The organism is Streptomyces sp. ST2-7A, assembly GCF_021390475.1.
In the GTDB taxonomy this organism is placed as follows: domain Bacteria; phylum Actinomycetota; class Actinomycetes; order Streptomycetales; family Streptomycetaceae; genus Streptomyces.
In genome coordinates this window covers 78,269-104,021 of record NZ_JAJUWS010000008.1, presented here as the reverse complement: position 1 = coordinate 104,021, position 25,753 = coordinate 78,269, and the positions used below count along the sequence as shown (strand labels likewise).

Sequence of the window (25,753 nt, the reverse complement as noted above, 5' to 3'; positions counted from 1 at the left end):
TCAGCAGAAGCGGCCGCCGCGCACGATGACACAGCCGTCGGTCGCCGAGGCGATCGCGGGAGCGGCGGCGACACCGGCGAACATGCCCAGTGCCATGAGGACGGTGGCGGCACGGGCGATCACACGGGTGCGGTTGCGCATGGGACTCATCCTCCGGGTTGCGGAAAGGGGTGGTCGTACCGAACGGGGCCGCCGCGATGGTGGATGCGGACAGCCACCCAACGGGCACCGAACGTATCAGGCGATATCCCGGTGTACACCGCACCTTTCGGCCAACCCCTCCCCCGGCGCCCCGGGATCCCCGCGCGCCCCTCCGCGCACACGTCGGCGCCCGAATGCCCGCCGCACCACCGACCGGCCCCGACACTCCCGTGATGGGGCGCCGGGGCCGGTCGGAACGGCCGGCGGGGCGGGTGTCGGGCACCCGCCCCGGCCTCACAGCGCGGTCATGACGTGCTTGATCCGGGTGTAGTCCTCCAGGCCGTAGGCCGACAGGTCCTTGCCGTAGCCCGACTTCCCGAAGCCACCGTGGGGCATCTCGCCCACCAGCGGGATGTGGGTGTTGATCCACACGCAGCCGAACTCCAGCGCCCGGGACATCCGCATCGCGCGGGCGTGGTCCCGGGTCCACACGGAGGAGGCGAGCGCGTAGTCCACCCCATTGGCCCACTCCACGGCCGTCGCCTCGTCGGGGAAGCGCTGCACCGTGATGACGGGGCCGAAGACCTCCTGCTGAACGATCTCGTCCTCCTGCCGCAGACCGCTGACCACGGTCGGCGCGTACCACCAGCCGCGCTCCCCCGCACGGCGTCCGCCGGTCTCCACCCGGGCGTGGGCCGGCAGTCGGTCGATGAACCCGGCGACCTTCTCCAGATGGGAGGCGCTGTTCAACGGGCCGTAGGAGATGTCGGGATCGGCGGGGTCGCCGGTGCGGACATCCGCCGCCGCCTTGGTCAGCGCCTCCAGGAAGGCGTCGTGGATCGACTCGTGGACCAGGACCCGGGTGGCCGCCGTGCAGTCCTGACCGGCGTTGAAGAAACCCGCGTCGCGGATGCCCTCCACGGCGGCGTCGAGGTCGGCGTCCTCGAAGACCACGCAGGGGGCCTTGCCCCCGAGCTCCAGGTGGACGCGCTTGAGGTCGCGCGCGGCGGAGGCCGCCACCTCGGCACCCGCCCGGATCGATCCGGTGATCGAGACCATGGCCGGAATCGGATGCCCGACCATCAGACGGCCGGTCTCGCGGTCGCCGCACACCATGTTGAACACACCGCGCGGCAGGATCTCCCCGAGGATCTCCGCGATCAGCACGGCCGAGGCGGGCGTGGTGTCGGAGGGCTTGAGGACGACGGTGTTACCGGCGGCGATCGCCGGGGCGAACTTCCACACCGCCATCATCATCGGATAGTTCCAGGGCGCGACCTGGGCGCAGACGCCCACCGGCTCCCGGCGCACGAAGGAGGTCATGCCCTCCATGTACTCGCCGGCCGACTTGCCCTCCAGCATGCGGGCGGCACCGGCGAAGAAGCGGATCTGCTCGAGCATCATCGGCAGTTCCTCCTGCCGGGTGAGTTCCAGCGGCTTGCCGGTGTTCTCGCACTCGACCGCCAGCAGTTCGTCGGCCCGGCGCTCGAAGGCGTCGGCGATCCGCAGCAGGGCGAGTTGCCGTGCGGCGGGGGTGGTGTCCCGCCAACCGGGGAACGCGTTGGCGGCGGCCGTCATCGCCGCGTCCACGTCCCCGGCCCCGGAGAGCGGGGCGACCGCGAAGGCGGTGCCGGTGGCCGGGTCCACGACCTCGGTGGTCCGCCCGTCCGCGGCGTCACGGAACTCCCCGTCGATGTGGTTGCGCAGCCGGCGCAGTTCGGTGGTCACAACACCCTCCAGCGTCGTTCGGTCCCCGGCCGCCATCGGCCGGGAATCCCCGGGGCGGGCCCGTTCGGACCCACGGTAGATCGCCGACCGGATCGGGTGACAATCCGATCGACGGGAAAAAATTCGGCTCCACGCCGGAAACAGCTTCTCACCTACGGCGGTACGGCGTCACGGAAGGAGGAATTGCACTCCGGACCATTTCTGCCATTTCGCTCGTTCCTCCCGATTCACCCTTTCACACGCCACCGACCTCACTCCCCCGTTCGGCTCGCCCGCGCCGCCGCACCGCCCGCACCGCCGGCGTTGGCCCGACCGGGCGGTTTCCGACCGACGCGCCGCGTCCCGTCGACCCGGGCCCCGACCGGGGTCGTGGCACTTGGTAACGTCCCTGTCACCCTGCGGTCCCGGGGCTCGGTGACCACCTCCTGCACGGGGCCGCCGTCCTCCGCCTCCGTGCGGGCGGCCCCGGCGGTCGTCGACCTCCCCGGCCGCCCGATCCGACCGCGCCCACCGGCCCCACCCGCCCGCGGGGCCCCGACCCGGAACACCACCCCTCGTCGCCCGCGCCGGGACACGGAGGGGCGTTCCGACCGACCGTCCCGTCCATGAACGGAGGAGCCCCGGTGGCGGCTGTCCCACCCCGGACCACGGAACCCCCCGACCGCTCCGACGATCCCCCCGGACCCCACGGGAGCGGGACCGACCCCGTCCCGCACCCGGACGGCGCCCGGCCGCCCGGGCCGGGGGGAACGGACGGCGCGCTCCGGGTGCGCGGGCTGTGCTGTGACCGGGAGGGCACCGAGGCCCTGCGGGACATCACCCTCGACATCGACGAGGGTGAGATCCTGGCCGTGATCGGCCCCCGGGGCTCCGGACGCAGCAGCCTGCTGGGCTGCCTGGCGGGACGGTTGCCGATCCGCGAGGGCGAGGTGTGGTTCGGTGACCTGCCCGTGCACGCCCTGCCCGAAGCGGCCCGGACCCGGATGCGGCGCGAGCACGTGGGATGGATCGGCGACACCCCGCGGCTGTTGCCCGAACTGACCGCCCGGGAGAACGCCGCCCTGCCCCTGTTGCTGACCGGAACCGGCTCCCGGGCCGCGCACCGGGCCGCCCGGGAGTGGCTGGAGCGGCTGGACGCCGCCGGGTTCTCCCGTCGTCGTCCGGCCGCCCTCACCCGGGCCCAGCGGCAACGGGTGGCCATCGCCCGGGCCCTGGTGACCGGACCGACGGTGCTGTTGGCCGACGAACCCGGCGCGCCCCTGCGCGGACTGGACCGGCTGTGCGCGCTACGGGCCCTGGTGGCCGCCGCGCGTTCCCACCACATCACCACCGTGATCACCGGCACCGGCACCGAACTGGTCGGTCTGGTGGACCGCGTCATCACCCTGGAGGACGGTCGACTCGTGGACCCCGCCCCGACCCCCGGCGCCCCCACCGCGCCCGAGACATGCTCGCTGTCCGGCTAGCGCGCCGCGGACCGCTGCCGCTCCTGGCCCGCCGCGCCCCGTTGTTCCTCGCCGCCGGCGGCACCTGCCTGCTGCTGCTCGGCGTCCTGGCCGACGCCCTGGATCACCGGGGCACGGCGGGGAACTCCGCACTCTCCGTGATCGGCTGCCTGCTGCCGCTCGCCGCCACCGGTCATCTGGCCGCGACACTCGCCCGCGCCCACCCGTCGCCGTCGATCCGTTCGGAGTTGGGGGCGTTGGGGGCCGGACGGGGCCGGACCGCGGCCATGATCGGTGCCTCGTCGGGCGTGTTCGCCCTGCTGGGATGCCTGCCGGCCGTGGCGCTCTTCCTGTACGGTCGCGCGATCGTGGACGGGACGGGGAACGCCCCCGCCCCCCTGCCGCCGCTGGGGACCCCGACCCTCGTGGCGTTGGTGCCCCTGGTGGTGGCGGGTTCCGCCGCCCTGGCGGCCCGCCTCCCCGTCGAACACCGTCGCTCCGCGACCCCAACCGTGCCCGCCCCCGTCGCAGCGGTGACGGGGCCGGGGAACCACTTCCCGGGAGCGGCGTCCGGAGCGGCCGGAGCCGTCGCGTCCAGGGGAACGGACCGGGGGCGGACCTCGGCGGCGGGCGGCCCACCGGTCCCCGCGGTACCGGCCGGCGGTCCGTCGTTCTCCGCCGGAGCGGCCCTGATCGGTGCCGGGGTGGCCCTCACCGCGCTCACCGCTCCGGGCGGTCCCGGACACCCCGGCGCCGGGCCGTGGGAACTGTCCGGGGTCCCCGCGGGCATCGGTCCGGGGGTCGTGTTCGGCTGGGCGCTCGTGCTGATCGGAACCGTGGTGGCCGGCCCCGGACTGCTCGCCCTGTGCGGTCGCCTGCTGTCGCTCCGCCGGCCGGGGGTGCGCCGGATGTTGGCCGGGCGCGCGCTCCTGGTCGACGCCCCCCACCGTGGCCGGGCGTTCGGTGTCCTGGTCGCCGCTTCCGCCACCGTGCCGACCGGCCTCGGACTGCTGTCCCCGCCCGGGGCGCTCACCGCGCTCGGACTGGGCGTGACGGTCTTCGCCGCGCTGGCCGCCGTTCCGGTGGCCGGGGGGGCCGACCGGTGGGAGCGCGCGGAGGACCGGGAGACCCTCTCGGTGCTCGGCGCCCCCCGCGCCATGGCCCGGGAAGTGGTCCTGTTGCGCCTGCTCGTGGGGGTGCCGGTGGCACTGCTCGCGGCGACGCTCGTCGCATGGCTGCTGGTGTTGCCGTTCGGTTGAGGAATTCCCGGGCGATCGGTCGGTCCCCCGATCCCGGGGTCCTCGGCGGGACATCGGACCGTTCCGGTTCCCGGTCCATCGGCCCGGTGGCCGGACGTGCCGCTCGTTCGGGCCCCGGTCACCGCCCCGAGGAGCGCGGTCACGCGGCAGCGGGTCCGCTTCCCCGGCCGGTTCCGGAGCGACCGGGAGGACGTCCCTTCCGCTCCCCCACCGGCGGTCCGGTTCCCGGACCGCTTCGCCCCCGCCTCGACGCTCCCCTCGCGCGCGGCCCGCTGTCCGGGACGGACGCGCCGACCCCCTCGGGTGAAGCCGGTGGGCACCCGCCGCACCGGCTTCACCCCGCCCTTGGAAAGCCCGGCTCCGCTTCAGCGGCGCGGCAGCAGGCGCGTGAAATCGGCCGCCGTGACCCCACCGGCCGTCACCCGAACCACGGCGGTGCGGGGCCCGATGGTGCCCGCCGGCGGCTCGAGGGTCACCAGATACCGTCCCACCGGCAGGTGGACCAGGCCGAAGCGGCCCGACCCGTCGGTGCGCGCGTCGAGCTCCCCGTCCGCCCCGCCGGTCCTCCCGAGCGGACGCGCCGTCACCCGGGCCCCGTCCACCGGGGTGCCGTCGCGGAGGGCCACCGTACCGGCGAGGTGGCCGTCGGTCGGTCGTTCCCTCCACTCCATCCTCGGTACCCCGGCCCGGCCGGCCAGTGGCGCCTCCGGGCCGGTGGTCAGAGCCCTCGCCAGCGCCTCCCGTTCCGCCGCCCGGTCCGCCGGGGTGCCGCCCACGTGTACGGAACTCGGGTTGGCGTAGGAGTATCCGCTCCACCCGGCGACGGTGTTGCCGGACGCGGTGGGCGCCAGGGCGATCCGGGCCTGCTCCACGCTCTCGGCGACCGGGTTCAGGTAGAGGGCGGGACCGTTGACGGTCTGCCGCCCGGCCTGATGGTCGGCCAGGAACTCCGACCACTCGGCGAACATCGCGGCCTGATCCGGCATCCACTGCCGTTTGTAGTTCATCGCGACCACGGTGTCCACGATGCCCTCCTCCAGCCAACCGGCCCAGTCCTGGAGGACCTCGGTATAGGGGCGGGAGGTCTCCCAGCCGCCCGTGACGCCGGGACCGTGCCCGTACGTGATGGCGTTGACCGAGAGCCGGACCGTCGGATCCTCCTCCCACAGCTCCAGGTACAACCTCCGCACCAGGCCGGTCACCTGGTCACGCCGCCAGTCGGTCCACTCCTCGTCGGCGGGGTGGGGTGTGTCGGCACGGCCGGTGGCGGCCCGGAAGCGCGCCAGGGACACGTCGTTGTAGCCCCAGTCGCCACGCCCCACCGTGCCGCCGTCGGGGTGGCGGATGTAGTCGAGGTTGATCCCGTCCAGGTCGTACTCGCGGACCAGGCCGCGCGCCGCCTCGACGATGTGGTCGACGGCCGCCGGGTGACCGGGGTCGATGTAGGAGTTCGCCCCGATCAGTTCGGTGCCGTCCACCCGGCGGTTGAGCCAGCGGTCGTCCCCCTCGGCGGTGGGGCCGTGCCGGTTGAAGGCGTGCTCCGGGGAGCGCGGCGGGGTGGCGCTGTTCCACAGGGTGTTGACGTTGATCCAGGCGTGCACCTCCAGACCGGCCTCCCGGGCCTGCCGGATCACCTCGTCCAGCGGGTCGTAGGGGGCCGGGTCGATGGCGGCGTCGGTGCGGGGGTACAGGGAGCGGTTGCAGAAGCAGTCCCAGCGGCGGGAGATCTGCACCACGAGGGCGTTGGCGTTCACCGCCAGGGCGTCCTCGACCAGCCGACCCACCAGGGCGGGGTTCTGGACGCCCTCGTTGAAGGCGTCCACCCAGTAGCTGCGCCACTGGTCGGGGACCGCGGGGGAATCGGGGGCGGCGGTGTCGACACCGGGAACGGCGGCCGGGGGTTCCCCGGCCGTGCCGGTGGCGCCGGCGGAGGGGGCTGCGAGCAGTGGGACGGTCAACAGGCCGAGGACGGACAGCGGAACGAGCACGATCCGGCGCATGGGGTCCCTTCGAGAGGTCCGGACGACGACGGCCGCGACGCGCGCCGGGCCGGCGGCCGGAACCCGGGGCGCCGTGACAATTTAGTTCGCCCCGGGGACGCAGTCCAGACGAAAACTTTCACGGATTGGCGTGTCGGTCCCCCGTCAGTTCCCGAAACCCGTCGCGCGGGGCCCGGGATGAGTCCGCGTCACCCCTCGGTGCCACCGGGGAGGTCCCGAGCCGGGGCGTCGGGGTCCCGCCGGTCCCCCGCCCCCTCGGGTGGCATCGCCACCGTCTCCGCGGGGTCGATCCGCACCCGGACGACCGCGCCCTCCTCCGGGGCCCCGCGCAGCGGACAGGCCGCCTCGATGGTCGGCCCGCGCTCCGGCCGCAGCACCACTACCACGTGATCGCCGCGGAAGGTGCGACCGATGACCGCACACCGCGGGGTCGCCGTTCCACCTTCCGGCACGGTGCTCCCGGGGGCCCCGCCCGGAGCCGTACCGTCGGGGGTCGTGCCCTCGGGGATCGTCTCCTCGGAGTGGGGGACGTTCGGGAGGATCCGCACCCCGCCGGGGCGCACCAGCAGTTGCGCGCGCCCCCGCCAGCTCTCCGGCAGTCCGGTCGCCCCGGCCCCCGGAACCGGGTCGAACGACACCTCCCCCCACGGTGAGCGCGCCCGTCGCTCCCCCACCGCCTCCACCGGGACCAGGTTGCGGAACCCCAGGAAGCGGGCCACGAAGGCGGAGGCCGGCCGCTGCCACACCTCCACCGGCGTCCCGACCTGCGCCACCCGACCCCGGTCCATCACCACCACCCGGTCCGCCATCGCGAACGCCTCACCCTGGTCGTGGGTCACCGCCAGCACGGTGGTTCCCAGGGACCGGAAGAGCGTCCGCAGCTCCATGACCAACCGCTCCCGCAGGTCCCGGTCCAACTGCCCCAGCGGCTCGTCCAGCATCAGTACCCGGGGGCCGGGGGCCAGTGCCCTGGCCAACGCCACCCGCTGTTGTTCCCCACCCGACAACGAGGCCGGTGGACGCCTACCGGCATCCGGCAGACCCACCGTGCGCAGCAATTCCTCCGCACGGGCCCGCGCCGTCGCCCGGTCCACACCGTGCATCCGCAGCCCGAAGACGACATTGCCCAACACGTCGCGCTGCGGGAACAACTGGTGGTCCTGGAACATCAGCCCCACCCCCCGACGGTGCGCCGGCACCCGGGCCTGGTCCCGTCCGTCCAACAGCACCCGGCCCCCGTCGGGCCGCTGCAACCCGGCAACCACCCGCAGCAGGGTGGACTTGCCGCTGCCGCTGGGACCCAGCACGCACACCGTGCGGCCGGCCGGTACCTCCAGGTCCACCCCGTCCACCGCCGGCGGACCCGGTGCCCCGGGGAAACGGACGGTGATCCCCTCCAGGCGCAGCAATGGTTCACCGGCGGTTCCGGTCGTTCCCATGTTCGTTCTCCCGTCGTGTCCCCCACCGGGCCCTTCGGCCGGTACGGGGCGGAACCGTCAGAAGGCGCCCGATCGCAACGGCCGGATCCGCTCCAGCGCCAGCAACACCGTCGCGCAGACCACCATCAGGATCGTGCTCAGGGCCATCGCCTGCCCGTAGGTCAGCTCCCCGGCCCGGCCCAGCAACCGGGCCACCGCCACCGGCAGCGTCGGGGCGTCCGGACGGGCGATGAAGACCGTGGCGCCGAACTCCCCCATCGACACCGCGAAGGCGAACCCGGCCGCGAGCAACAGCGCCCGCCGCACCAGTGGCAGGTCCACCTCCCGCCACACCCGCCGGGGGGAGGCCCCCAGCACGGTCGCCGCCTGTCGCAGCCGATCGTCCACCGCGCGCAGCACCGGCAGCATCACCCGGACGACGAAGGGCACCCCCACCAGGGCCTGGGCGATCGGCACCAACATCCACGAGGACCGCAGGTCCAACGGCGGGGCGTCCAACGCGATGAGGAAACCGAAGCCCACGGTCACCGCCGAGGTGCCCAATGGCAGCATCAGCAGGGCGTCGAACCCTCGCACCAGGCGTCCGGCCCGGCGGGTGAGCGCGGCCGCCGCGAGGCCACCGACCACCAGTGCGATCAGCGTGGCCACCGTCGCGTAGCGCAGCGAGTTGCCCACCGCCTCCATCGGCGCCACCGGGAAAGTTCCCCCGCCATCGACGAACAGGGCCCGGTAGTGATCCAGTCCCCAGCCACCGCCGGGTACCGACAGCGAACGCTCCACCAGCACCGCCGGTGGCAGCAGCAGGAGCACCCCGATGACCAACAGCACCCAGCCCAACAGCAACCGCTGCCCCGGACCACTCGGCGGTCGGGCCGGGTCGACCGCGCCGGTCAGCCGCAGCCCCGTCTCCCGCCGGCGCACCGTACGGGCGTGCACCAGCAGCATCACCGACACCGCCGTGAACTGCACGATGCTCAGCACCGCCGCCGTGGGAAGGTCCAGCAGTTGGGCGGTCTGTCGGTAGATCTCCACCTCCAGGGTGGCCAACCGGGGGCCGCCCAGGATCAGCACGGCGCCGAAGGAGGTGAAGGTGAACAGGAACACCATCAGCGCCGCGGCGGCCACCGACGGGGCGAGCGCGGGCAGCGTGATCCGCCACCAGGCGGCGAGCCGGCCCGCCCCCAGCACCCGCGCCGCCTCCTCCTGGCCCGGGTCCAGCTGCTCCCACATCCCGCCGACGGTGCGCACCACCACCGCGTAGTTGAAGAAGACGTGCGCGAGGAGGATCGCCCAGACGGTGCCGTCCAGCCGCACACCGAACAGGTCGTCCAGCAGACCGCCTCGCCCCAAGAGGGCGAGGAAGGCCGATCCGGCGACCACGGTGGGCAACACGAAGGGCACCGTGACCACCGCGCGCAGCAGTCGGCGGCCGGGGAAGTCCAGCCGGGCCAGCGCCCAGGCCCCGGGCAGGGCCAGGAACAGGGTCAGCAGGGTGGAGGCGGCGGCCTGCCACACCGTGAACCACACCACCTGGCCGATGCCCGGGTCGGAGAGCACCTCCGCGATCCGATCCGGCCGCCAGGCGTCGTCCTCGCGCAGGCCGCGCGCCACGATCGCGGTCACCGGATAGGCGAAGAAGACCGTCAGGAAGGCGACGGGAAGGGCGATCAGCCCGCAGCGCGCGGCCCGCCCCCGGGCGGCCGGACTCACCTCAGGACCAGTGCCGTCCAGTCGTCCACCAGGGAGCCGCGGTTCTCGGCGATGACCTCCGGGTCGAGGGTGTACGGGTCCTCGACGACCACTCCGTACTCGGTGAACACCTCCGGCAGTTCCACGTCCGCGCGGGCCGGGTTGACGAACATCGTCAGCGGCAGGTCCTCCTGGAAGGGCACGGAGAGCATGAAGTCGATCAGCGCCCGGCCCCCATCGGGGTTCTCCGCCCCGGCGAGCAGACCGGCGAACTCGACCTGCCGGAAGCAGGTGCCGGTGGACACCCCGGTGGGGGCCTCCTCCGGATCCGGGTCGGAACCGAAGACCACCTCGGCCGGCGGGCTGGTGGCGTAGGAGACCACCAGGGGTCGGTCACCGCCGCCGGAACCGGAGAAGTGGTCGTAGTACGCCTGCTCCCAGCCGTTGACGACCTCGACACCGTTGTCGACCAGGCTCTGCCAGTAGTCCTGCCAACCGTCTTCCCCGAAGGCCGCGACGGTGCCCAGCAGGAAGCCCAGACCGGGCGAGGAGGTCGCGGGGTTCTGCACCACCAGCAGGTCGGCCAGGGCCGGGTCGGCGAGGTCCTCCAGGGTCACGGGCGGCTCGAGGTCCTCCTCCGCGAACCAGGCGCGGTCCCAGTTGACACAGATGTCGCCGGTGTCGATCGGGGTGACCGAGAGGCCGCCGTCGGGCGGCAGCAGGTCCTCCGGGACCGCGTCGAGACCGGCCGCCTCGTACTCCTCGAAGACGTCCTCGTCCACGGCCCGGGACAGCAGGGTGTTGTCCACCCCGAACAGGACGTCGGCCTGCGGGTTGCCGGCGGTCAGCACCGCCTGGTTGACCATCACGCCGGCGTCGCCGCCGCGCACGATGACGACCTCGTGGCCGGTCTCCTCGGTGAAACGCTCCAGTACGTCCTCCGAGATGTCGAAGGAGTCGTGGGTGAGCAGGGTGACCGGGGCGGGGGTGGTGTCACCGGTCTCCCCGTTCCCCTCGGTGGACGCGCCGTCACCGTCGTTGTCGCCCGACCCGCATCCGGCGAGCAGGACTACGCCGAGGCAGGCGGCGAGGGTGGTGGTGGCCGTGCGGTTCATGGGGTGGGACCTCGGCGTTCGTGTCGGGCCCGGACCGGGAGGGCACGCACGGCAGCGCGGGAGAGAAACCGAACTTCCTACCCTGCGGCGCGGTGCCGCGCGGGCGAGGTTCAAAGGGTCTGCGGCCGGTGTGCCGCACTCTCAGCGCTGCGAGCGCTCCCCTGTCGGGCGATGGACGGACGCCCCCATCGGGCGCCTGTTCGACGGCCACCCTAACCCGGGAGCCGCCGGGACCGACGGTGGACCTGCGGTGGGCCGGGAACCGACCGGGCGCACCGCTCCGGCCCGCCCGGTCGGCCCTCACCGCGCTCAGCGCTCGGAGGCCGCCAACTGCCCGCAGGCACCGTCGATTTCCTGCCCGCGGGTGTCCCGCACGGTCACCGGCACCCCGTGTCCGTCGAGAATTCTCACGAACGCCCGCTCGTCCTCCGGACGCGAGGCCGTCCACTTCGAACCCGGCGTGGGGTTGAGCGGGATCAGGTTCACGTGCGCGCGCATACCGCGCAACAGCCGACCCAGCAGGTCGGCCCGCCACGCCTGGTCGTTGATGTCACGGATGAGCGCGTACTCGATCGAGACCCGACGGCCCGAACGCTCCGTGTAGGCGCGGGCCGCGTCCAGCACCTCACGCACCTTCCAGCGGGTGTTCACCGGCACCAGGGTGTCGCGCAACTCGTCGTCCGGGGCGTGCAGCGAGACCGCCAACCGGCACTTGAGGTCCTCCTCGATGAGGCGGTGGATGGCGGGGACCAGCCCCACCGTGGAAACGGTGATGCCGCGCTGGGAGAGCCCCAGTCCGTCGGGCACCGGATCGGTCAGCCGTCGGATCGCGGCCAGGACCCGCTTGTAGTTCGCCAACGGTTCGCCCATGCCCATGAAGACGATGTTGGACAGTCGCGCCGGGCCCCCCGGAACCTCCCCGTCGCGCAGTGCCCGCATTCCCGCCACGATCTGGTGCACGATCTCGGCGGTGGACAGGTTCCGGTCCAGACCCGCCTGCCCGGTCGCACAGAAGGGACAGTTCATGCCGCAACCGGCCTGCGAGGAGATGCACATGGTCACCCGGTCCGGGTAGCGCATCAGCACCGACTCCACCAGCGTCCCGTCGTGCAACCGCCACAGCGTCTTGCGGGTGGCACCGTCGTCGCAGGAGGCATGCCGCACCACCGTCATCAACGGCGGGAACAGCTCGTCGGCCAGCCGGCTCCGGGCAGCCGACGGAATGTCCGGCCACTGTTCGGGATCGTCGGTCCACCGGCCGAAGTAGTGCTGCGAGAGCTGCTTGGCGCGAAACGGCTTCTCCCCCAGTTCGGCCACCGCCTCGCGGCGCGCTGCGGGATCGAGGTCGGCGAGGTGGCGCGGCGGACGGGCGGCCCCGCGCGGCGCGACAAAGGTGAGTTCTCCGGGTGCAGGCATAACCGCTCCAGTGTCGCAGATCATCCGCGAACCCCCTGGCCGCGCGGGTGGGACCCCTGTCGTCCCCGGGTGTCATCCGTCACCGTTGGCCGACCTCGCACGGCCCAGGGACGGCCCAGGGAAGTTCAATAAACCGTTGTCCCACATCAGAAAAGGCACACAATCGGGCTAACCCGACAATGCGCGAGTCGAGAACTGGGAAAACCCTCAAGACAACTCCGAAACAGGGCATCCTAGCCCTCATGGATGCAGCGATCTGGCTGGGGGCCGCCTCTGGAGTGATTGGGGCAGCCACAGGGGGCGGCCTATCAATTTGGGCTTCCATAGCCGCACAAAAAGTTCAAGCACGATCCAATCGAGATCTAATCATCGCCCAGAAAATTGACACGGCCGCCGACTCGGCAATTCGAATCCTTTTTGGAATCAAGCAGCATTGTCGTGGCATGCCCCTGCGAATCGGAAATGAAAACCCGAACAGAGGAACAACATGGTTCAAGTCGCTTGAATCTCAACTAGAGAAGCTGAAAGTTACACTACTACACTTGCGCAATGAGGAACTGAGGAAGCGCCTAGAAAAGATTGTGGACCACTTGGGGTTTCGCGATCTGACAGAACCCGAACTAGGGGGGCACCCCTTCCTAATTCAAGAACTGTGCGACCACGCACTAGAATGCTTGGGGGCATTTGTCAGAGATGAAAGGATTCCCGAAGAAGGTGGAGCGATGATGAGGGCACAAGCTGTCGAGGACGCCTACATAGAGATAATGGAGGCAGAAGCGGAAATTTGGGAACAAGGGAACCAGGGGTGAGTTCAATTATGCTCCGACGTGACCACAGAGGGGCAGAAATTCACCCATGAGAGTAGCACTGACTTTCATGGCTGCCGCTGGCGGCCTTCTACCTATCTCCGCCGTCATATGGGGATGGCTAGCGATCCGGAAGGAATACCGGAGCCTGGTCGAAGACCTAACCAAAATTGACGCAATCATTGAGGCGCCTGACGGGGAACACGAAAAGAAAGACGCAGCAATGAACGCCGTGCGTCAGCCAAAATTCAACTTTGGCCGCCTAATGTATACCTACGAATGGGTACAACGTCTAATACTGGGCCAAGTGATGAGTGACCTTCGCGGTCCCGCCTGGCTAGCAGGGGTTGGGGTGGCTTTGGGAGCGACAGCAAGCATTTGGTCGTTGTGGCTTTGACCGGTGGGGGATGCCCTTTAGTTGGAACTGGCCCGAGCCCAGAGGTTATGAACCGTCGACAGGAATAGCTATCGCGACGGTGCCCGGCCGTTCGGGGCGGCCTGGACCAGGGGAGCGGCAGCAGTTGCGCGCTACGTCAACCGCTGGGCTCCTGCCGTCCCTGGTGGCGCTGTGGTCCCTGCGCTCGGATGGCGCCGGGCTCGGCCCCGTGAATGGCTTCGCGACCGGCGACATGATCGGCCGCAAGACCCCCTCCCTCGTAGCCAGCCCTTCATCGAGGTGTTGGACGGTGCCCGCACTCGGGTGGGCGTGTGTCACGTAGACCGACCATGGTTGCCGCTCCCCTTGCGCCTGGTGCGCGGTCGGCGACCGCCGGGCCGGAGCGGGGCGAAGACAGGAGCGGCGGCCCGGGCGGGGAGCCGGGCCGCGCGCGGCGAGCGGAAGCGAGCCGCCTTGATGACGTAGAGAAACTTGTAACACGCCTACGACAGAGGGCTGTGCTGCTCTCCTGGAACGTCGGTCGCTCAGGGGATTGGCCTACTGACAGGGGCGTGGGTCTACGATGCCCGCTTCATCGGGGCCGCGTAGCAGAGTGCTTCGATCTGCTGGCCGTCCCCGTAGGAGTGGCTTGCCGAACCGATGAGCTGCCACCCCAGGCGCTCATAGAGTCGGATGGCTGCGGCGTCTTTGGCCATGACGTCGAGCACCGCATGGTGATTCTGAGCGTGGGCGCTCTCCGTGGCTGCTCTGACCAGCTTCTCGCCGACTGACTTCCCGCGTGCCTCGCGCAACACGAAGAGACGACCGAGCACCAGGATTCCGGCATCATCCTCGGGCCACCTCTGCCGGAACAATGCGATAGCGTCCTCTCCGTCCGGCCGGGAGAGAAGCACGTGCCCGACCACCTGGCCGTCAAGCTCCGCGATCCACGCTTCGGTGAGCTGGTCCGGGGAAAGCCACGCCTCGGGGTCCTCGACGCCTTCGACCGGATACCCGTCCGTTTGGTGGACGGATACCAGCGCCTTGCCGGCCTCCGGGAGATCGGATTTCAGGCGCGGACGGATGACCACTGTTCCGGTCCGGGGGGCCTCGGTGTCGGTCACGCATCCTCCTCTGTCTGGTCCACGGGGAAGTCGTAGACCAGTCCCGTGCGGTCTGCTCGGTGGACGTAGCGGGTCACCTCGAATGGCTCCCCGTTCTGGTCGAAGCTGGTGTGCAGCACTTCCACGACCGGCACACCCGCAGGTAGCTGGAGCGTCTCCGTCTCCTCCGGCGTCGGCATCCGTGCCGTGACCTCGTCCCGTCCCGTGGTCATCACGTGGCCGAGGTCTTCGAGGCGACCGTAGATGCCGTTCTTCCCCGTCTTGGGCTGCATCAGCGGGGTGTCGTGTACCTCGTCCCACCGCAGGAAAGTGGAAACGATCTGCACGGGTTCGTCATCCGCGAAGTAGTGGTTCTCCCGGTGGAGAACGCTTCCGGGGCCTGCGACCCCGAGTCTTTCGGCAACGTCCTCGGGCGGGTCCTCCCGGGTGATGCCCACGACGTCAACTCGCGGTTCCTTGCCCTGCTGGGTGACCTCCAGGCGGAACGGGGTCAAGCCGGTGGCACGGTGCCTGAACGAGTAGCGGTCGTTCCCGAAGCGGAAGAGTCGCTGTCGCTCGCGGACGAAGGCTCCCTTGCCGTGCTCAATCGTGATGAGCCCTTGTTCCTCAAGAAGCTGAAGTGCTCGGGCGGCGGTGTTCCGGGCGGCCTTGTACTCCTGGGCCAAGGCGCGCTCCGAGGGGAGTCGGGCGCCCGGTCCGAGTGAGCCGTCCGCGATGGCCTGGCGCAGCTCGTCGGCGATCTGTTGGCTCGGTGGGCGCCTCCCCGGGGTCGTGGAAGCAGTCATGAGGTCACTCTAGCGCAACTGGCTCAAGCCAGCCCCTTGACAGTCGCCACCCTTGCCGCTGTACTGGCTTAAGCCAGAACTGGCTCAAGCCAGTGAGTTGGAGGCGGTGCCGTCTGCTTGGCGGTAGGGGCACCGCCTCCGTCCCTCTCTCAAGGGAGTTCCATCATGCGTCAGATTCCTGTGGACACCAGCTCCGCCATGGTCTTGGTGGCCCAGCCCGCTCAGCCGAAGGTGACCAACCGGCAGACCGGGGAGATCGCCATCGACCGGGAGACCGGCGTCAAGCTGCTGACGGTGGACGTGCTGTTCGTCATGGACGGGCAGGCGGAGGTGTTGAACGTGACGATCCCGGAGACCGGGGTCTCCGGTGAGCTGACCACCGGTATGCCGGTGGCGTTGACCGGCCTGGTCGCCCGGCCCTGGGAGAACGACTTCAACGGCCAGCGACGGCACGGCATCGCCTTCCGGGCGGTCGCGCTGACCAAGGTGGGCTGAGCGATGGCCCGACTCCTTCTCCTCCTGGCGGTTGTGCTCGCCGGGGTGTGGTGGCTGCGGGTCCTGCGGCCGGGTTGGTACTGGCTGGTGATCAGTGGCCCGTGGGCGATGGTCAAGGTCTCCTCCCGCTACGCCTCGGTGATGGACGCCTGCGGCCTGACGGTGGATCCCTCCCGGTTGCGGCTGACCTGGGCGCGGCTGGCCAAGCGGCCGATCCCCCCGCCGAGGGTGCCCCGTCTGGTGGGCCTGCGGCTGACTCGCACCGGGTTGGTGCTGCGCATCCGGTTGCGGCCCGGGCAGGACGCCTTCGACTTCTCCTCCTCGGCCGACCGGATGCGGCACGCCTTCGGGATGCAACAGGTCACCTCGCGCGAGGTGCGGGCCGGTCTGGTGGAAGTGCGGATGACCGGCTACGACGTGCTGCGCCGGGTGCGGATGCCCCGCCTGGATCCCGGTCCGGGGTTGCGGTTGCCGCTGGCTCTGTGCGAGGACGGCTCGCCGTGGTGGCGGGACTATCGGCAGGTTCCCCACGCCCTGAACCTGGGGGCCACCCAGTCGGGCAAGAGCGTCTACCAACGGCGTCTGATCACCTTGCTGGCGTCCCGGTCGGATGTGGCGCTGGTGGGCATCGACTGCAAACAGGGCGTCGAACTCTCTCCGTTGGCGCGTCGCTTCTCCGCCCTGGTGGACAACGCCGATGACGCCCTGGCCCTGCTGGAAGCGCTCATCGACCGGATGGAGGAGACCTACCGGGTCATCCGCCGTGAGCAGCGCATCAGCGTCGACACCCCCGATGCGGAGATCACCGCCGATATCTGGGGCCTTCCGGCCTCGGTTCGGCCCACGGCCGTGGTCGTGGTGGTCGATGAGGTCGCGGAACTCTCCCTGTTCTCCACCAAGGAGGAGGAGAAACGCCGCGATGCCATCGTCACCGCCCTGGTGCGCCTGGCCCAGCTCGGCCGGGCCGCCGGGATCTACCTGGAGATCTGCGGTCAGCGCTTCGGCGCGGACCTGGGCAAGGGCATCACGATGCTCCGTGCCCAACTCGGCGGCCGGGTGATCCACCGGCTCAACGACGAGGGCTCGGCGAAGATGGCGCTGGGCGACATGGCACCCGACGCGGTGCTGTCCACGGTGCAGATCTCCGCCGACCGCCCGGGTACGGCGGTGGCCCTGAACGCCCGGGGCGGTTGGTCCCTGGTGCGCACCCCGCACACCTCGCTGCGCGAAGCGGTCAACACCTGCGACGCCCACGCCCACCTCACCCCCCGCCTGCCGGAACTGGAGCGCTTCCGCCCCACCACCGGCGGGGTGTCCCTGATCAAGTCCGGCCCCCGGCCGCTGTCCTCGGCGGCCTGACCGCCCCTTCCCTCCTCTCGACGGTCCGGCGCCACCGACCCCGGGCGCCACGTCCCTACCCGGCCCATGCCTCGAAAGGGAACTGCCGTGTCCGACTCTCCTGTCCGCCGCCGCAAGCGCACCCCGAAGAAGTGCACCCACTGCAAGGGCGACGGCTTCGTGACGGTCCCGATGAAACCCACCCCCCGCTCCTCGACCACGGTCCCGCAACAGGCGATGTGCATGAGCTGCCTGGGCTCGGGCCTGGCCGACTCCTGAAAGGAGATCTCCGCGATGCATCCCACCGCCGATCTGCGGGCGTTGCGCCGCACCAACCGGGTGCTGACGGCCGGTACCTGGGTGCTGACCGCCGGGGTCGTCACCTACAGCCTGATGACCGCCGCCGCGTTCGTCGCCGACTACTCGCGTTGGCCGGTGGGCGGCATCGTCCTGGCACTGATGGTGGACGCCGCGTTCATCATGAGTCTCCAGGCCGATTCCGTCCTGGCCCGGCACGGCATCACCGAACTGGGCCGCTGGCCGGTGGCCTTCCGCTGGCTGACCGGCACCGCGTGCGTGTTCCTCAACACCTGGCACTACGTGCAGGAACGCGACCCGATCGGGGTGGCGGTCCACCTGATCGCCCCCGCTCTGCTGTTGCTGCTCTCCGAGGTCGCTCCGGTCTACCGCCGCGCGATGGCCGAGCTGCTGACCGAACCCGACACCCCCACCCCCGTCCCGGCCGCTCCGGTGCCCGGGCCCGGGGAGGGTGAGCGGGCCCGGGTCACCCTCGACCGCGCCCCCGCCGACCCGCCCCACGCTTCGGCGGTTTCACCCCGGCCGATCGAACCGGCCCCCGCCCCGGACCCGACACCGGAGCGGGAACCGGCTCCGGCTCCCGGGGTGCCCCCGGCTCTGCTGGCCCACGCCCGGAAGATCGCCGACGCCCACCACGCGGCCACCGGCGCCCGGATCGACGCCGAAACCCTGCGCTCGCGCCTGGGCGTGCCCGCCTCCCTGGCCTCCTCGATCGCCGCCGAACTGTCCTGAAAGGAAGTGCCCCACCATGCCCCGACTGCCCCGCCGCCTGCGCCGCGTCGGCCCTGTGGAGATCGGATCGGCCCGCGACCGCCGCTCCGGCCGCGCCGGATACCTGGCCGCCTGCACCCGCAACGACTGCGGATGGTCCGCCCACTACGCCACCCCCGAAGCGGCCGAACTGGCCTCCCGCTCCCACCGCTGCACCCCGCGCTGACCTTCCGGAAGGAGAACCCTCGTGCTCAAGCCGCACCCGGCGACCAACCCGCTGCCCACCGGGCAGGTCTTCGCCGCCCACCCCGCGCCCGCCCCTGTCCACGGCACCGTGCAGCCGACCGATCCCGCGCCGTGCTCCTGCGCCCCGCACACCGCCCCGGCCCCGCCGGTCGGGCGTCCCCGGCTCCAGGTCACCACCGGCGGAATCCTCGCGCTGACCATCGGCGGCACCGTGCTGACGGTGGCCATCGGCACCGTGCTGACCTCGCTGCTGATGGCGCTGGCCCTGGTCGCCGGGGCCCTGGCCGTCACCGCCGTGTCCGTGGCCGTCGTCGCGCTGGCCCTGCGCCGCTCGCTGAACGACTCCCCGACCAACCGCCGCTGATCCTCTCGAAAGGGACCCCTGCCATGGGCCTGTTCAGCCGCAAGACCAACGACTCCTCCCCGAGCAACCCGGCCATGGCCGAACTCGGCCGCGAGTACGCCATCGCCCAGCGCCACGGCGACCGCAAGAAGGTCCGGGAGATCAACCGCAAGCTCGGCGCCAACGGCATGAGCGACACCGACCGGAACTCCTTCGACCAGGGACGCCGCTCCTACGCCGACCTCCCGCCGGTCCCCGGCTTCCGACGCAACCGCCGCCGCTGACCCCTCAACCCTCCCGGTGCCGGGGCGGTACCGATACCGCCGACCATCCGCCGCCCCGGCCCCCTGTCACCTGGAAGGAACCCCGGCATGGACGCCTACGCCTTCGCCGCGCTGACCCTGACCGGCTGGCTGGTGCACGGCGGGCTGTTGACCCACCGCCTGCGCACCGCCCGCCGCGACCCGCTGACCGGCCTGCACACCCGCCACGGCTGGAGTGCCCGCGCCGAACGTCTCGTCCGTCGCCCCGACGCCCTGGTGGTGCTGGTGGACCTGGACGACTTCAAGCACCTCAACGACACCTTCGGCCACGCGGCCGGGGACGCCGCGCTGGTGGCCACCGCCGAACGCCTCAACGCCTGGTGCTCCTCGCGCGGGGTGGCCGGGCGCCTGGGCGGAGACGAGTTCGTGGCCGTGGTGACCACCGCCGATGGCGGGGCCGGGATCGAGGACCTGGCCGTGCTGCTGGACCGGCCGGTGCCCCACGGCTCCCGCCCGCTGCCGGTGGCCGCCTCCATCGGGGCCTGCCCGGTCGCCGAACTGCCGGTGCCCACCCTGACCGACGCGCTGGCCGCCGCCGACGCCGCGATGTACGGCGCCAAGGGCCACCGCCGCCGCTGAACCCCTCCGATGCACAGATCCCCGGGGCGGCACCGATACCGCCAAGCATCCGCCGCCCCGGGGCTTCCTCCCACCTGGTGAAAGGAACCTCCATCATGCCCCGTCCGCTGCCCGCCCGCGCCCGGATCTGCCCCCACTGCGACGGTTTCCCGACCGTGGCCATCACCACCGGCATCCGCCGCCCCGACGGCACCCGCCACACCCTGAACGTCACCTGCCGCGCCTGCCACGGCACCGGTCACCTGCCCACCGGGGTTCGGGAGTCCGCCGATGCCTGAGACCACCGTTCCGGCCCGGGTGGTGCTGGCCGATGCCCTGCGGGTGGCCTCCTCCCGCGACTTCGAGCGCTGGGCCGAACAGGTACGCCGCACCGGCGGCTGCGCCCGCCCCATCCACTTGGCCGGGTCCTCGACCATCCGCGACGCCTTCACCGGCGAAATCCTGCACACCTACACCACCACCAGCGAACCGGGTGGTCGCCTGCGGGTGGCCTGCGGCAACCGCCGCGCCTCACGCTGCCCCGCCTGCGCCTGGACCTACGCCGGGGACACCTTCCACCTGATGCGCGCCGGACTGACCGGCGACGAGCGCCGCTCGGTCCCCGCCTCGGTGGCCACCCATCCCAAGGTGTTCGCCACCCTGACCGCCCCCTCCTTCGGCCCCGTGCACAACCGCCCCGACACCGGGCGCTGCCGCTGCGGCCGAACCCACCACGCCGACGCCCCCGAACTGGGCACCCCCCTCGACCCCGAGAGGTACGACTACGCGGCGGCGGTGCTGTTCAACAACCACGCCGGGGACCTGTGGCGCCGCTTCACCATCTACCTGCGCCGCGAACTCGCCCGCCGCCTGGCCGTACCCGTCTCCCGCCTGCGCGAGAGGCTGCGCGTCTCCTACGGCAAGGTCGCCGAGTACCAGCGGCGCGGCGCGGTCCACTTCCACGCCATCATCCGCCTCGACGGACCCAACGGCCCCGACGACCCGCCCCCGCCCGCCGCCTCCCTCGACGCCCTGGGCGACGCGATCACCGCCGCCGCGCGCCGGGTGGAGATCACCGTTCCCGCCACCGGCCCCCACCCCGCCCGGGTGCTGCGCTGGGGCCGCCAGCTCGACATCCGCCCCATCACCCGACCCGGCCCCGACACCGGCGGTCCGCTGACCGATGCGGCGGTGGCCTCCTACGTCGCGAAGTACGCCACCAAGGGCGCCGAGACCACCGGCACCCCCGACCACCGCATCGGGGAGATCGGCGAACTCGACCGCCTGGCCCTGCCCGACCACACCCGCCGCCTGATCCACGCCTGCCGCGACCTCGACCCCGCCTACCCCGACCGCCGCCTGTGGGCCTGGGCGCACATGCTCGGCTTCCGGGGCCACTTCTCCACCAAATCCCGGCACTACTCCACCACCCTCGGCACCCTCCGCCGGGCACGCGCCGAGTACCGGGCCGCCGAACAACGCGCCCACCTCGACCTGCCCGAGGACGCCTCGACCCTGGTCCTGGCGCACTGGACCTACGCCGGATCGGGCCACTCCCCCGGCGAATCCTGGCTCGCCGCCTCCATCGCCCGCGACCTGCGCATCGGCCGGGAAGTCGCCCGCGAACAACTCCTCGAACTCCGGGCCCGGGAGGGAACCGCATGAGCCGCGACCTACCCGCCCGCTACCTCACCCCCATCGACCTCGCCGACCTCCTGGGCGTGCCCGTGGAGACCGTCTACCAATGGCGCCGCAAGCGCACCGGCCCCCGCGGCTTCCGCGTCGGCCGACACCTGCGCTTCGACCCCGAGGACGTACGCCGCTGGGTCGCCTCCCGCATCGAGGAGACCGTCTGATGGCCGGACACGTTCAGGACCGATGGTTCCGGGTGGAGAAGGGGCCGGACGGTAAGACGGTGAGGGTCAAGACGCCTCGACACGGCTTCGGGATGCGTTACCGGGCGCGCTACATCGGCCCGGACGGTACCGAGAAGTCCAAGAGCTTCCCCGACCGGCAGAAGCGGGAGGCGGACGCATGGTTGGCGCGTACCCGGGCCGACATGGAGCGCGGGCAGTACATCGACCCCGCCGCCACCCGCACGACCTTCCAGCAGTACGCGACAGCCTGGCTCGCCTCTCATACGAGTGATCCGAACACCCGGATCGCCATGGAGATCCGGCTACGACTGCATGTCTTCCCCCGTATCGGCTCCCGGCCGCTGTCGTCCTTCCGGCCCTCGCACATCCGCGAGCTGGTGCACGCCCTGGAGGCCAGTGAGGTCGAGGGTGGATACGCGCGGGCCATCTACAGCAATGTTCGGGCCTGCCTGAGTGCGGCGGTCGATGACGGCTACCTGCCCCGCAATCCCTGCTCGGCGAAATCGGTGAAGCCCCCGGCCGTGGAGAACAGTCGGGTGGTCCCCTGGCTGCCGGACAAGGTGGCTGCGGTCCGGGCAGCCCTCCCCGAGCGGTATCGCGCGATGGTGGATCTCGGCGCCGGGTGCGGGCTCCGCCAGGGGGAAATCCTCGGCCTGGGCCTGGACGTCATCGACTTCGAGTCGAACACCGTGCGGGTGGTGCGACAGCTCAAGCTCATCAACGGGCGGGCCATGTTGGCTCCACCGAAGGGCGACAAGGAGCGTGACGTTCCCCTGCCCTCGTCGGTGGCCTCGGCGCTGGAAGAGCACATGAGGCGGCACAGGCCGGTGCCGATCACTCTCCCGTGGCGCAGGTGGGGCGGAGAGGCCATCAGGGTGCCTCTGCTGTTCACCAACACCCGGGGCGGAATCGTGTGGCGCGGCAACTTCAACGCGCACGTCTGGAAACCGGCATTGGCCACGGCGGGAGTCATCCCGGAAGCGGCTTCGGACGGCTCGTACGCCTCGGCCCGGGAACACGGGATGCACGCCCTGCGGCACTTCTACGCCTCGGTGCTCCTGGATGCCGGGGAGAGCATCAAGGCCGTCAGTGAATACCTGGGTCATGCGGACCCGGCGATGACGCTTCGGGTCTACGCGCACCTGATGCCCGGCAGCCGGGAAAGGACGCGCCAGGCGATCGACGCGGTGTGGTCGCCACGGCCCCGGACGCCCTGACGGCCCACAGACGGCCCACGGCCCGGAACAAAGCCCCCTGCCAGACGGAAACGTCCTGGTGGGGGGCTTCTCGTTGCCCTCTCCGGGTGAGTTCTCCGGGTGCAGGCATAACCGCTCCAGTGTCGCAGATCATCCGCGAGTGCCCCGGTCCCCGCGATACGCCCTCCGGCGTCACCGGGTGTCGTTCGTCACCGGCTTCCCCGGGGACGTCCTCGACCTGACCCCGGTGATACTCCGCCGGGGTCCGTTCCCGCTCCCGCCCCGGCCCGGGGAGGACCGGCGCGGCTCAGGACCCGACGAAGACGAGCAGCAGGATCCAGACCACCGGGGCGGTCGGCAGGAGCGAGTCCAGACGGTCCATGATGCCGCCGTGCCCCGGCAGCAGGGTGCCCATGTCCTTGATTCCCAGGTCCCGCTTGATCATGGATTCGCCCAGATCACCGAGGGTGGCACTGGCCGCCACGGCCAGACCCAGCAGGATGCCCTGCCACCAGACCCCGCCGTCGATCAGGAACTCCATGCACAACGCGCCGGTCACCACGGACGCCGCCACCGCGCCGAGCAGGCCCTCCCGGGTCTTGCCCGGGCTGATGCGGGGCGCCAGACGCCGGCGGCCGAACTTCCAGCCCACCGCGTAGGCACCGGTGTCGCTGACCACCGTGAGGAGCAGGAAGACCAGAACCCGCCACGCGCCGTCCTCCGCGGCGAGCATCATGGTGACAAAAGTCGCCAAAAAGGGAACGTAGAAGACGGCGAAGACGCCGGCGGTCACGTCCCGCAGGTAGTTCTCCGGCGGGCCCAACAGCCGCCAGGCCGGCACGGCCAGGGCCGTGGCGGCGGCGGCCAACCAGGCGGCGGGGGGTCCCCCCGCGTAACCGGCCGCCACCATCGCGGCACCGCCGAGGGCCAACGGGGGCAGGGGCACCGAAATGCCCTTCGCCTCCGAGAACCGCGAGGCCAACTCCCACACGCCGACCACGACCGCCGCGGCCACGACCGCCACGAAGGCGGGCCGGTACAGGAAGAGAGCCGCGATGATGACGACCCCCAACCCCACTCCGACCCCGATGGCGGCGGGAAGGTCGCGCCCGGCGCGCCTGCGGCGGTGCGTCCCGTTGCCGGGGGGACTCACCGGGGGGCCGTGCCGGTCATCGGAACGCTCCTCGCGCTGTTCGGTTCGGTGGTTCCCGACGGGGTCCACCGGCCGGTCGGGACGGGGGATGTGCGGCATGTGACGAGTCCGCGACACGTCCCCCCGCTCTCCGCCGACCTCCGCCGGGGAGTGGACGAGATGATCGGGGGTCGATCGCGGTGACTCGTTCATCGGTGCTTTCCGTTCGCGTGCGCGCCCCGGGAGAACCCGGGGGCGCGCTGGTACGGGCGCGGGCGCGCCTCACACCTCGAGGAGTTCGGCTTCCTTGTGCTTGAGCAGTTCGTCGACCTGCGTCACGTACTTGGCGGTGGTGTCGTCGAGTTCCTTCTCGCCTCGTCGGCCCTCGTCCTCGCCGACCTCACCCTCCTTGACGGCCCGGTCGATGATCTCCTTGGCCTTCCGCCGGACGCCGCGGATGGAGATCTTCGCGTCCTCGGCCTTGGTGCGGGCGACCTTGATGAACTCGCGGCGCCGTTCCCCGGTCAGCTCGGGGAAGACGACCCGGATGATGTTGCCGTCGTTGGACGGGTTGACTCCCAGGTCGGAGTCACGGATCGCCTGTTCGATGTTGCGCAGGGCACTCTTGTCGAAAGGCGTCACCACTGCCATGCGCGGCTCGGGCACGGAGAACGACGCGAGCTGGTTGATCGGGGTCGTCGCACCGTAGTAGTCGGCGACGATCTTGTTGAACATGGCCGGGTGCGCACGACCGGTACGGATCGCGGCGAAGTCGTCCTTGGCCACGACCACGGCCTTCTCCATCTTCTCCTCGGCCTCGAGGAGAGCTTCTTCGATCACCACGTACTCCTGATTCGGTGTGTGAAGCGGGCCGTTCAGGCCCGCCGGCCCTGACTGTTCACGAGTGTGCCGATCTTCTCACCCCGGACCGCCCGGGCGATGTTGCCCTCCACGAGGAGTTCGAAGACGAGGATCGGCAGGCTGTTGTCACGGCAGAGCGTGATGGCGGTGGAGTCGGCGACCCGGAGATCGCGGGTGATGACCTCGCTGTAGTCGAGGGCGTCGAAGCGGACCGCCTCGGGGTTCTTCGCCGGGTCGGAGTCGTAGACGCCGTCCACACCGTTCTTGCCCATCAGGAGCGCCTCCGCGTGGATCTCCAGGGCGCGCTGGGCCGCGGTGGTGTCGGTGGAGAAGTAGGGCATGCCCATGCCGGCGCCGAAGATCACGACCCGGCCCTTCTCCATGTGGCGAATGGCCCGGAGCGGGATGTAGGGCTCGGCGACCTGCCCCATCGTGATCGCGGTCTGCACCCGGGAGTCGATGTCCTCCTTCTCCAGGAAGTCCTGGAGGGCGAGGCAGTTCATGACGGTGCCGAGCATGCCCATGTAATCGGAACGGGCCCGGTCCATGCCGCGCTGTTGGAGCTGTGCGCCGCGGAAGAAGTTGCCACCGCCGAGCACGACGGCGATCTGCGCCCCCTCCCGTACAACGGCGGCGATCTCCCGGGCGATCTTGTGGACGACGTCCGGGTCGACACCGAGTCCTCCACCTCCGGCGAAAGCCTCTCCGGAAAGCTTCAGCAGGAAGCGGGAGGGGCGGCCGGGTCGATGGTCCGTCCTCGATGTGGGGGCGTCTTCGTTCATGGGCTCTCCTGGTGCACATGCGAAAGAGGCCATTGCCGGTGGACCCCTGCGGTTCCCTGGCTCGGCAATGGCCTCCTGCTCACGACTGCGTGATCCGGTCCGCGTCCGGACGGCCGGCACGGGCCACGGCATCCGGATGATTCCGGATACGACGCCGGTGTCGGACGCCGCGCCGCGGGTCCCTCGGGGGTCCCGTCCGGAGGATGCTCCGGGCCGGACCGCGGCACGCCCGACAATAGCGGTCCGGGCG

General features: G+C 71.2%; 27 protein-coding genes. 15 read left to right on the top strand and 12 right to left on the bottom strand.

The annotated features are described in order from the left end of the window. Together LZF96_RS07350 and LZF96_RS07345 are read right to left on the bottom strand one after the other, a co-directional pair. On the bottom strand, positions 1-141 hold the full coding sequence (locus tag LZF96_RS07350; protein ID WP_233867460.1) for a hypothetical protein: 141 nt from the start codon (positions 139-141) through the stop codon (positions 1-3). A 294-nt stretch (positions 142-435) separates the two neighbouring features. Then, entirely contained in the window at positions 436-1,869 is a 1,434-nt protein-coding gene (locus LZF96_RS07345) for a gamma-aminobutyraldehyde dehydrogenase (protein WP_233867458.1), read from the bottom strand. Between the two features lie 767 nt (positions 1,870-2,636). Here LZF96_RS07345 and LZF96_RS07340 point away from each other — a divergent pair. Together LZF96_RS07340 and LZF96_RS07335 are read left to right on the top strand one after the other, a co-directional pair. Then, on the top strand, positions 2,637-3,335 hold the full coding sequence (locus tag LZF96_RS07340) for an ABC transporter ATP-binding protein (RefSeq protein WP_233867456.1): 699 nt from the start codon (positions 2,637-2,639) through the stop codon (positions 3,333-3,335). After that, positions 3,317-4,573: a hypothetical protein gene (locus tag LZF96_RS07335; RefSeq protein ID WP_233867454.1), complete on the top strand. Its 1,257-nt coding sequence runs from the start codon at positions 3,317-3,319 to the stop codon at positions 4,571-4,573. The genes LZF96_RS07340 and LZF96_RS07335 overlap by 19 nt, the downstream gene beginning before the upstream one ends. Positions 4,574-4,938: 365 nt before the next feature. On the opposite strand, the gene LZF96_RS07330 is transcribed toward LZF96_RS07335, so the two are convergent. The 5 genes from LZF96_RS07330 to rlmN all read right to left on the bottom strand — a co-directional run bounded on the left by LZF96_RS07330 (position 4,939) and on the right by rlmN (position 12,232). Further along, positions 4,939-6,573 carry a family 10 glycosylhydrolase gene (locus LZF96_RS07330; RefSeq protein WP_233867452.1) on the bottom strand — a complete coding sequence of 545 codons (1,635 nt, stop codon included), beginning with the start codon at positions 6,571-6,573 and terminating at the stop codon, positions 4,939-4,941. Positions 6,574-6,761: 188 nt separating this feature from the next. After that, positions 6,762-8,012 carry an ABC transporter ATP-binding protein gene (locus LZF96_RS07325; RefSeq protein WP_233867450.1) on the bottom strand — a complete coding sequence of 417 codons (1,251 nt, stop codon included), beginning with the start codon at positions 8,010-8,012 and terminating at the stop codon, positions 6,762-6,764. A 57-nt stretch (positions 8,013-8,069) separates the two neighbouring features. Further along, entirely contained in the window at positions 8,070-9,722 is a 1,653-nt protein-coding gene (locus LZF96_RS07320; protein WP_233867447.1) for an iron ABC transporter permease, read from the bottom strand. After that, positions 9,719-10,816, bottom strand: coding sequence for a thiamine ABC transporter substrate binding subunit (locus LZF96_RS07315; RefSeq protein WP_233867444.1), 1,098 nt, complete (start codon positions 10,814-10,816; stop codon positions 9,719-9,721). Before LZF96_RS07315 ends, LZF96_RS07320 begins: the two co-directional genes overlap by 4 nt. A 309-nt stretch (positions 10,817-11,125) precedes the next feature. After that, complete coding sequence (gene rlmN / locus LZF96_RS07310) at positions 11,126-12,232, bottom strand: 23S rRNA (adenine(2503)-C(2))-methyltransferase RlmN (RefSeq protein WP_233867441.1); 1,107 nt, start codon at positions 12,230-12,232, stop codon at positions 11,126-11,128. A 242-nt stretch (positions 12,233-12,474) separates the two neighbouring features. Between rlmN and LZF96_RS07305 the strand changes: the two genes are divergently transcribed. After that, positions 12,475-13,041 (top strand): hypothetical protein, encoded by a 567-nt coding sequence (locus LZF96_RS07305; RefSeq protein WP_233867407.1) that lies wholly within the window; start codon positions 12,475-12,477, stop codon positions 13,039-13,041. A 951-nt stretch (positions 13,042-13,992) separates the two neighbouring features. Here the strand turns inward: LZF96_RS07305 and LZF96_RS07300 are convergent. After that, complete coding sequence (locus tag LZF96_RS07300) at positions 13,993-14,538, bottom strand: GNAT family N-acetyltransferase (protein WP_233867405.1); 546 nt, start codon at positions 14,536-14,538, stop codon at positions 13,993-13,995. Then, a complete protein-coding gene (locus LZF96_RS07295) occupies positions 14,535-15,323 on the bottom strand; it encodes a GntR family transcriptional regulator (RefSeq protein ID WP_233867401.1) in 789 nt (262 codons plus the stop codon). Before LZF96_RS07295 ends, LZF96_RS07300 begins: the two co-directional genes overlap by 4 nt. A gap of 165 nt (positions 15,324-15,488) precedes the next feature. Here LZF96_RS07295 and LZF96_RS07290 point away from each other — a divergent pair, with 165 nt between their 5' ends. The 12 genes from LZF96_RS07290 to LZF96_RS07235 all read left to right on the top strand — a co-directional run bounded on the left by LZF96_RS07290 (position 15,489) and on the right by LZF96_RS07235 (position 22,749). Beyond that, positions 15,489-15,818 (top strand): hypothetical protein, encoded by a 330-nt coding sequence (locus tag LZF96_RS07290; RefSeq protein ID WP_233867398.1) that lies wholly within the window; start codon positions 15,489-15,491, stop codon positions 15,816-15,818. Between the two features lie 3 nt (positions 15,819-15,821). Further along, positions 15,822-17,177, top strand: coding sequence for an FtsK/SpoIIIE domain-containing protein (locus LZF96_RS07285; RefSeq protein ID WP_233867395.1), 1,356 nt, complete (start codon positions 15,822-15,824; stop codon positions 17,175-17,177). 87 nt (positions 17,178-17,264) lie between these two features. After that, positions 17,265-17,435, top strand: coding sequence for a hypothetical protein (locus tag LZF96_RS07280; protein WP_233867392.1), 171 nt, complete (start codon positions 17,265-17,267; stop codon positions 17,433-17,435). A gap of 15 nt (positions 17,436-17,450) precedes the next feature. Continuing rightward, positions 17,451-18,206, top strand: a complete 756-nt coding sequence (locus tag LZF96_RS07275) for a hypothetical protein (RefSeq protein ID WP_233867389.1) — start codon at positions 17,451-17,453, stop codon at positions 18,204-18,206. A 16-nt stretch (positions 18,207-18,222) separates the two neighbouring features. Beyond that, entirely contained in the window at positions 18,223-18,411 is a 189-nt protein-coding gene (locus LZF96_RS07270) for a mobile element transfer protein (RefSeq protein WP_182667602.1), read from the top strand. A 21-nt stretch (positions 18,412-18,432) separates the two neighbouring features. Then, the gene (locus LZF96_RS07265; RefSeq protein ID WP_233867387.1) at positions 18,433-18,795 is read left to right on the top strand and encodes a hypothetical protein; all 363 of its coding nucleotides are present in this window, start codon (positions 18,433-18,435) and stop codon (positions 18,793-18,795) included. A 23-nt stretch (positions 18,796-18,818) separates the two neighbouring features. Beyond that, a complete protein-coding gene (locus tag LZF96_RS07260; RefSeq protein ID WP_233867385.1) occupies positions 18,819-19,058 on the top strand; it encodes a hypothetical protein in 240 nt (79 codons plus the stop codon). 87 nt (positions 19,059-19,145) lie between these two features. After that, positions 19,146-19,676: a GGDEF domain-containing protein gene (locus tag LZF96_RS07255; protein ID WP_233867383.1), complete on the top strand. Its 531-nt coding sequence runs from the start codon at positions 19,146-19,148 to the stop codon at positions 19,674-19,676. A 95-nt stretch (positions 19,677-19,771) separates the two neighbouring features. After that, positions 19,772-19,954, top strand: a complete 183-nt coding sequence (locus LZF96_RS07250; RefSeq protein ID WP_233867381.1) for a hypothetical protein — start codon at positions 19,772-19,774, stop codon at positions 19,952-19,954. Then, on the top strand, positions 19,947-21,320 hold the full coding sequence (repSA, locus tag LZF96_RS07245; RefSeq protein ID WP_233867379.1) for a replication initiator protein RepSA: 1,374 nt from the start codon (positions 19,947-19,949) through the stop codon (positions 21,318-21,320). The genes LZF96_RS07250 and repSA overlap by 8 nt, the downstream gene beginning before the upstream one ends. Continuing rightward, positions 21,317-21,511 carry an AlpA family transcriptional regulator gene (locus LZF96_RS07240; protein WP_233867376.1) on the top strand — a complete coding sequence of 65 codons (195 nt, stop codon included), beginning with the start codon at positions 21,317-21,319 and terminating at the stop codon, positions 21,509-21,511. Before repSA ends, LZF96_RS07240 begins: the two co-directional genes overlap by 4 nt. Continuing rightward, positions 21,511-22,749, top strand: coding sequence for a site-specific integrase (locus tag LZF96_RS07235; protein ID WP_233867366.1), 1,239 nt, complete (start codon positions 21,511-21,513; stop codon positions 22,747-22,749). Before LZF96_RS07240 ends, LZF96_RS07235 begins: the two co-directional genes overlap by 1 nt. Before the next feature lie 286 nt (positions 22,750-23,035). Here LZF96_RS07235 and LZF96_RS07230 read toward each other — a convergent pair whose 3' ends face one another. From LZF96_RS07230 to pyrH, 3 genes are all read right to left on the bottom strand, one after another. Further along, positions 23,036-24,073, bottom strand: a complete 1,038-nt coding sequence (locus LZF96_RS07230; protein WP_374203140.1) for a phosphatidate cytidylyltransferase — start codon at positions 24,071-24,073, stop codon at positions 23,036-23,038. Between the two features lie 69 nt (positions 24,074-24,142). Further along, a complete protein-coding gene (frr, locus tag LZF96_RS07225; protein ID WP_233867360.1) occupies positions 24,143-24,700 on the bottom strand; it encodes a ribosome recycling factor in 558 nt (185 codons plus the stop codon). Positions 24,701-24,735: 35 nt separating this feature from the next. After that, positions 24,736-25,503 (bottom strand): UMP kinase, encoded by a 768-nt coding sequence (gene pyrH, locus LZF96_RS07220; protein WP_233867357.1) that lies wholly within the window; start codon positions 25,501-25,503, stop codon positions 24,736-24,738. Positions 25,504-25,753: the final 250 nt, after the last annotated feature.

Coding starts and splice junctions, on each gene's coding strand:
- LZF96_RS07350 (WP_233867460.1), bottom strand. CDS start 141: ATGCGCAACCGCACCCGTGTGATCGCCCGTGCCGCCACCGTCCTCATG.
- LZF96_RS07335 (WP_233867454.1), top strand. CDS start 3,317: ATGCTCGCTGTCCGGCTAGCGCGCCGCGGACCGCTGCCGCTCCTGGCC.
- LZF96_RS07330 (WP_233867452.1), bottom strand. CDS start 6,573: ATGCGCCGGATCGTGCTCGTTCCGCTGTCCGTCCTCGGCCTGTTGACC.
- LZF96_RS07325 (WP_233867450.1), bottom strand. CDS start 8,012: ATGGGAACGACCGGAACCGCCGGTGAACCATTGCTGCGCCTGGAGGGG.
- LZF96_RS07315 (WP_233867444.1), bottom strand. CDS start 10,816: ATGAACCGCACGGCCACCACCACCCTCGCCGCCTGCCTCGGCGTAGTC.
- rlmN (WP_233867441.1), bottom strand. CDS start 12,232: ATGCCTGCACCCGGAGAACTCACCTTTGTCGCGCCGCGCGGGGCCGCC.
- LZF96_RS07305 (WP_233867407.1), top strand. CDS start 12,475: ATGGATGCAGCGATCTGGCTGGGGGCCGCCTCTGGAGTGATTGGGGCA.
- LZF96_RS07295 (WP_233867401.1), bottom strand. CDS start 15,323: ATGACTGCTTCCACGACCCCGGGGAGGCGCCCACCGAGCCAACAGATC.
- LZF96_RS07290 (WP_233867398.1), top strand. CDS start 15,489: ATGCGTCAGATTCCTGTGGACACCAGCTCCGCCATGGTCTTGGTGGCC.
- LZF96_RS07285 (WP_233867395.1), top strand. CDS start 15,822: ATGGCCCGACTCCTTCTCCTCCTGGCGGTTGTGCTCGCCGGGGTGTGG.
- LZF96_RS07275 (WP_233867389.1), top strand. CDS start 17,451: ATGCATCCCACCGCCGATCTGCGGGCGTTGCGCCGCACCAACCGGGTG.
- LZF96_RS07270 (WP_182667602.1), top strand. CDS start 18,223: ATGCCCCGACTGCCCCGCCGCCTGCGCCGCGTCGGCCCTGTGGAGATC.
- LZF96_RS07260 (WP_233867385.1), top strand. CDS start 18,819: ATGGGCCTGTTCAGCCGCAAGACCAACGACTCCTCCCCGAGCAACCCG.
- LZF96_RS07255 (WP_233867383.1), top strand. CDS start 19,146: ATGGACGCCTACGCCTTCGCCGCGCTGACCCTGACCGGCTGGCTGGTG.
- LZF96_RS07250 (WP_233867381.1), top strand. CDS start 19,772: ATGCCCCGTCCGCTGCCCGCCCGCGCCCGGATCTGCCCCCACTGCGAC.
- repSA (WP_233867379.1), top strand. CDS start 19,947: ATGCCTGAGACCACCGTTCCGGCCCGGGTGGTGCTGGCCGATGCCCTG.
- LZF96_RS07240 (WP_233867376.1), top strand. CDS start 21,317: ATGAGCCGCGACCTACCCGCCCGCTACCTCACCCCCATCGACCTCGCC.
- LZF96_RS07235 (WP_233867366.1), top strand. CDS start 21,511: ATGGCCGGACACGTTCAGGACCGATGGTTCCGGGTGGAGAAGGGGCCG.
- LZF96_RS07230 (WP_374203140.1), bottom strand. CDS start 24,073: ATGAACGAGTCACCGCGATCGACCCCCGATCATCTCGTCCACTCCCCG.
- pyrH (WP_233867357.1), bottom strand. CDS start 25,503: ATGAACGAAGACGCCCCCACATCGAGGACGGACCATCGACCCGGCCGC.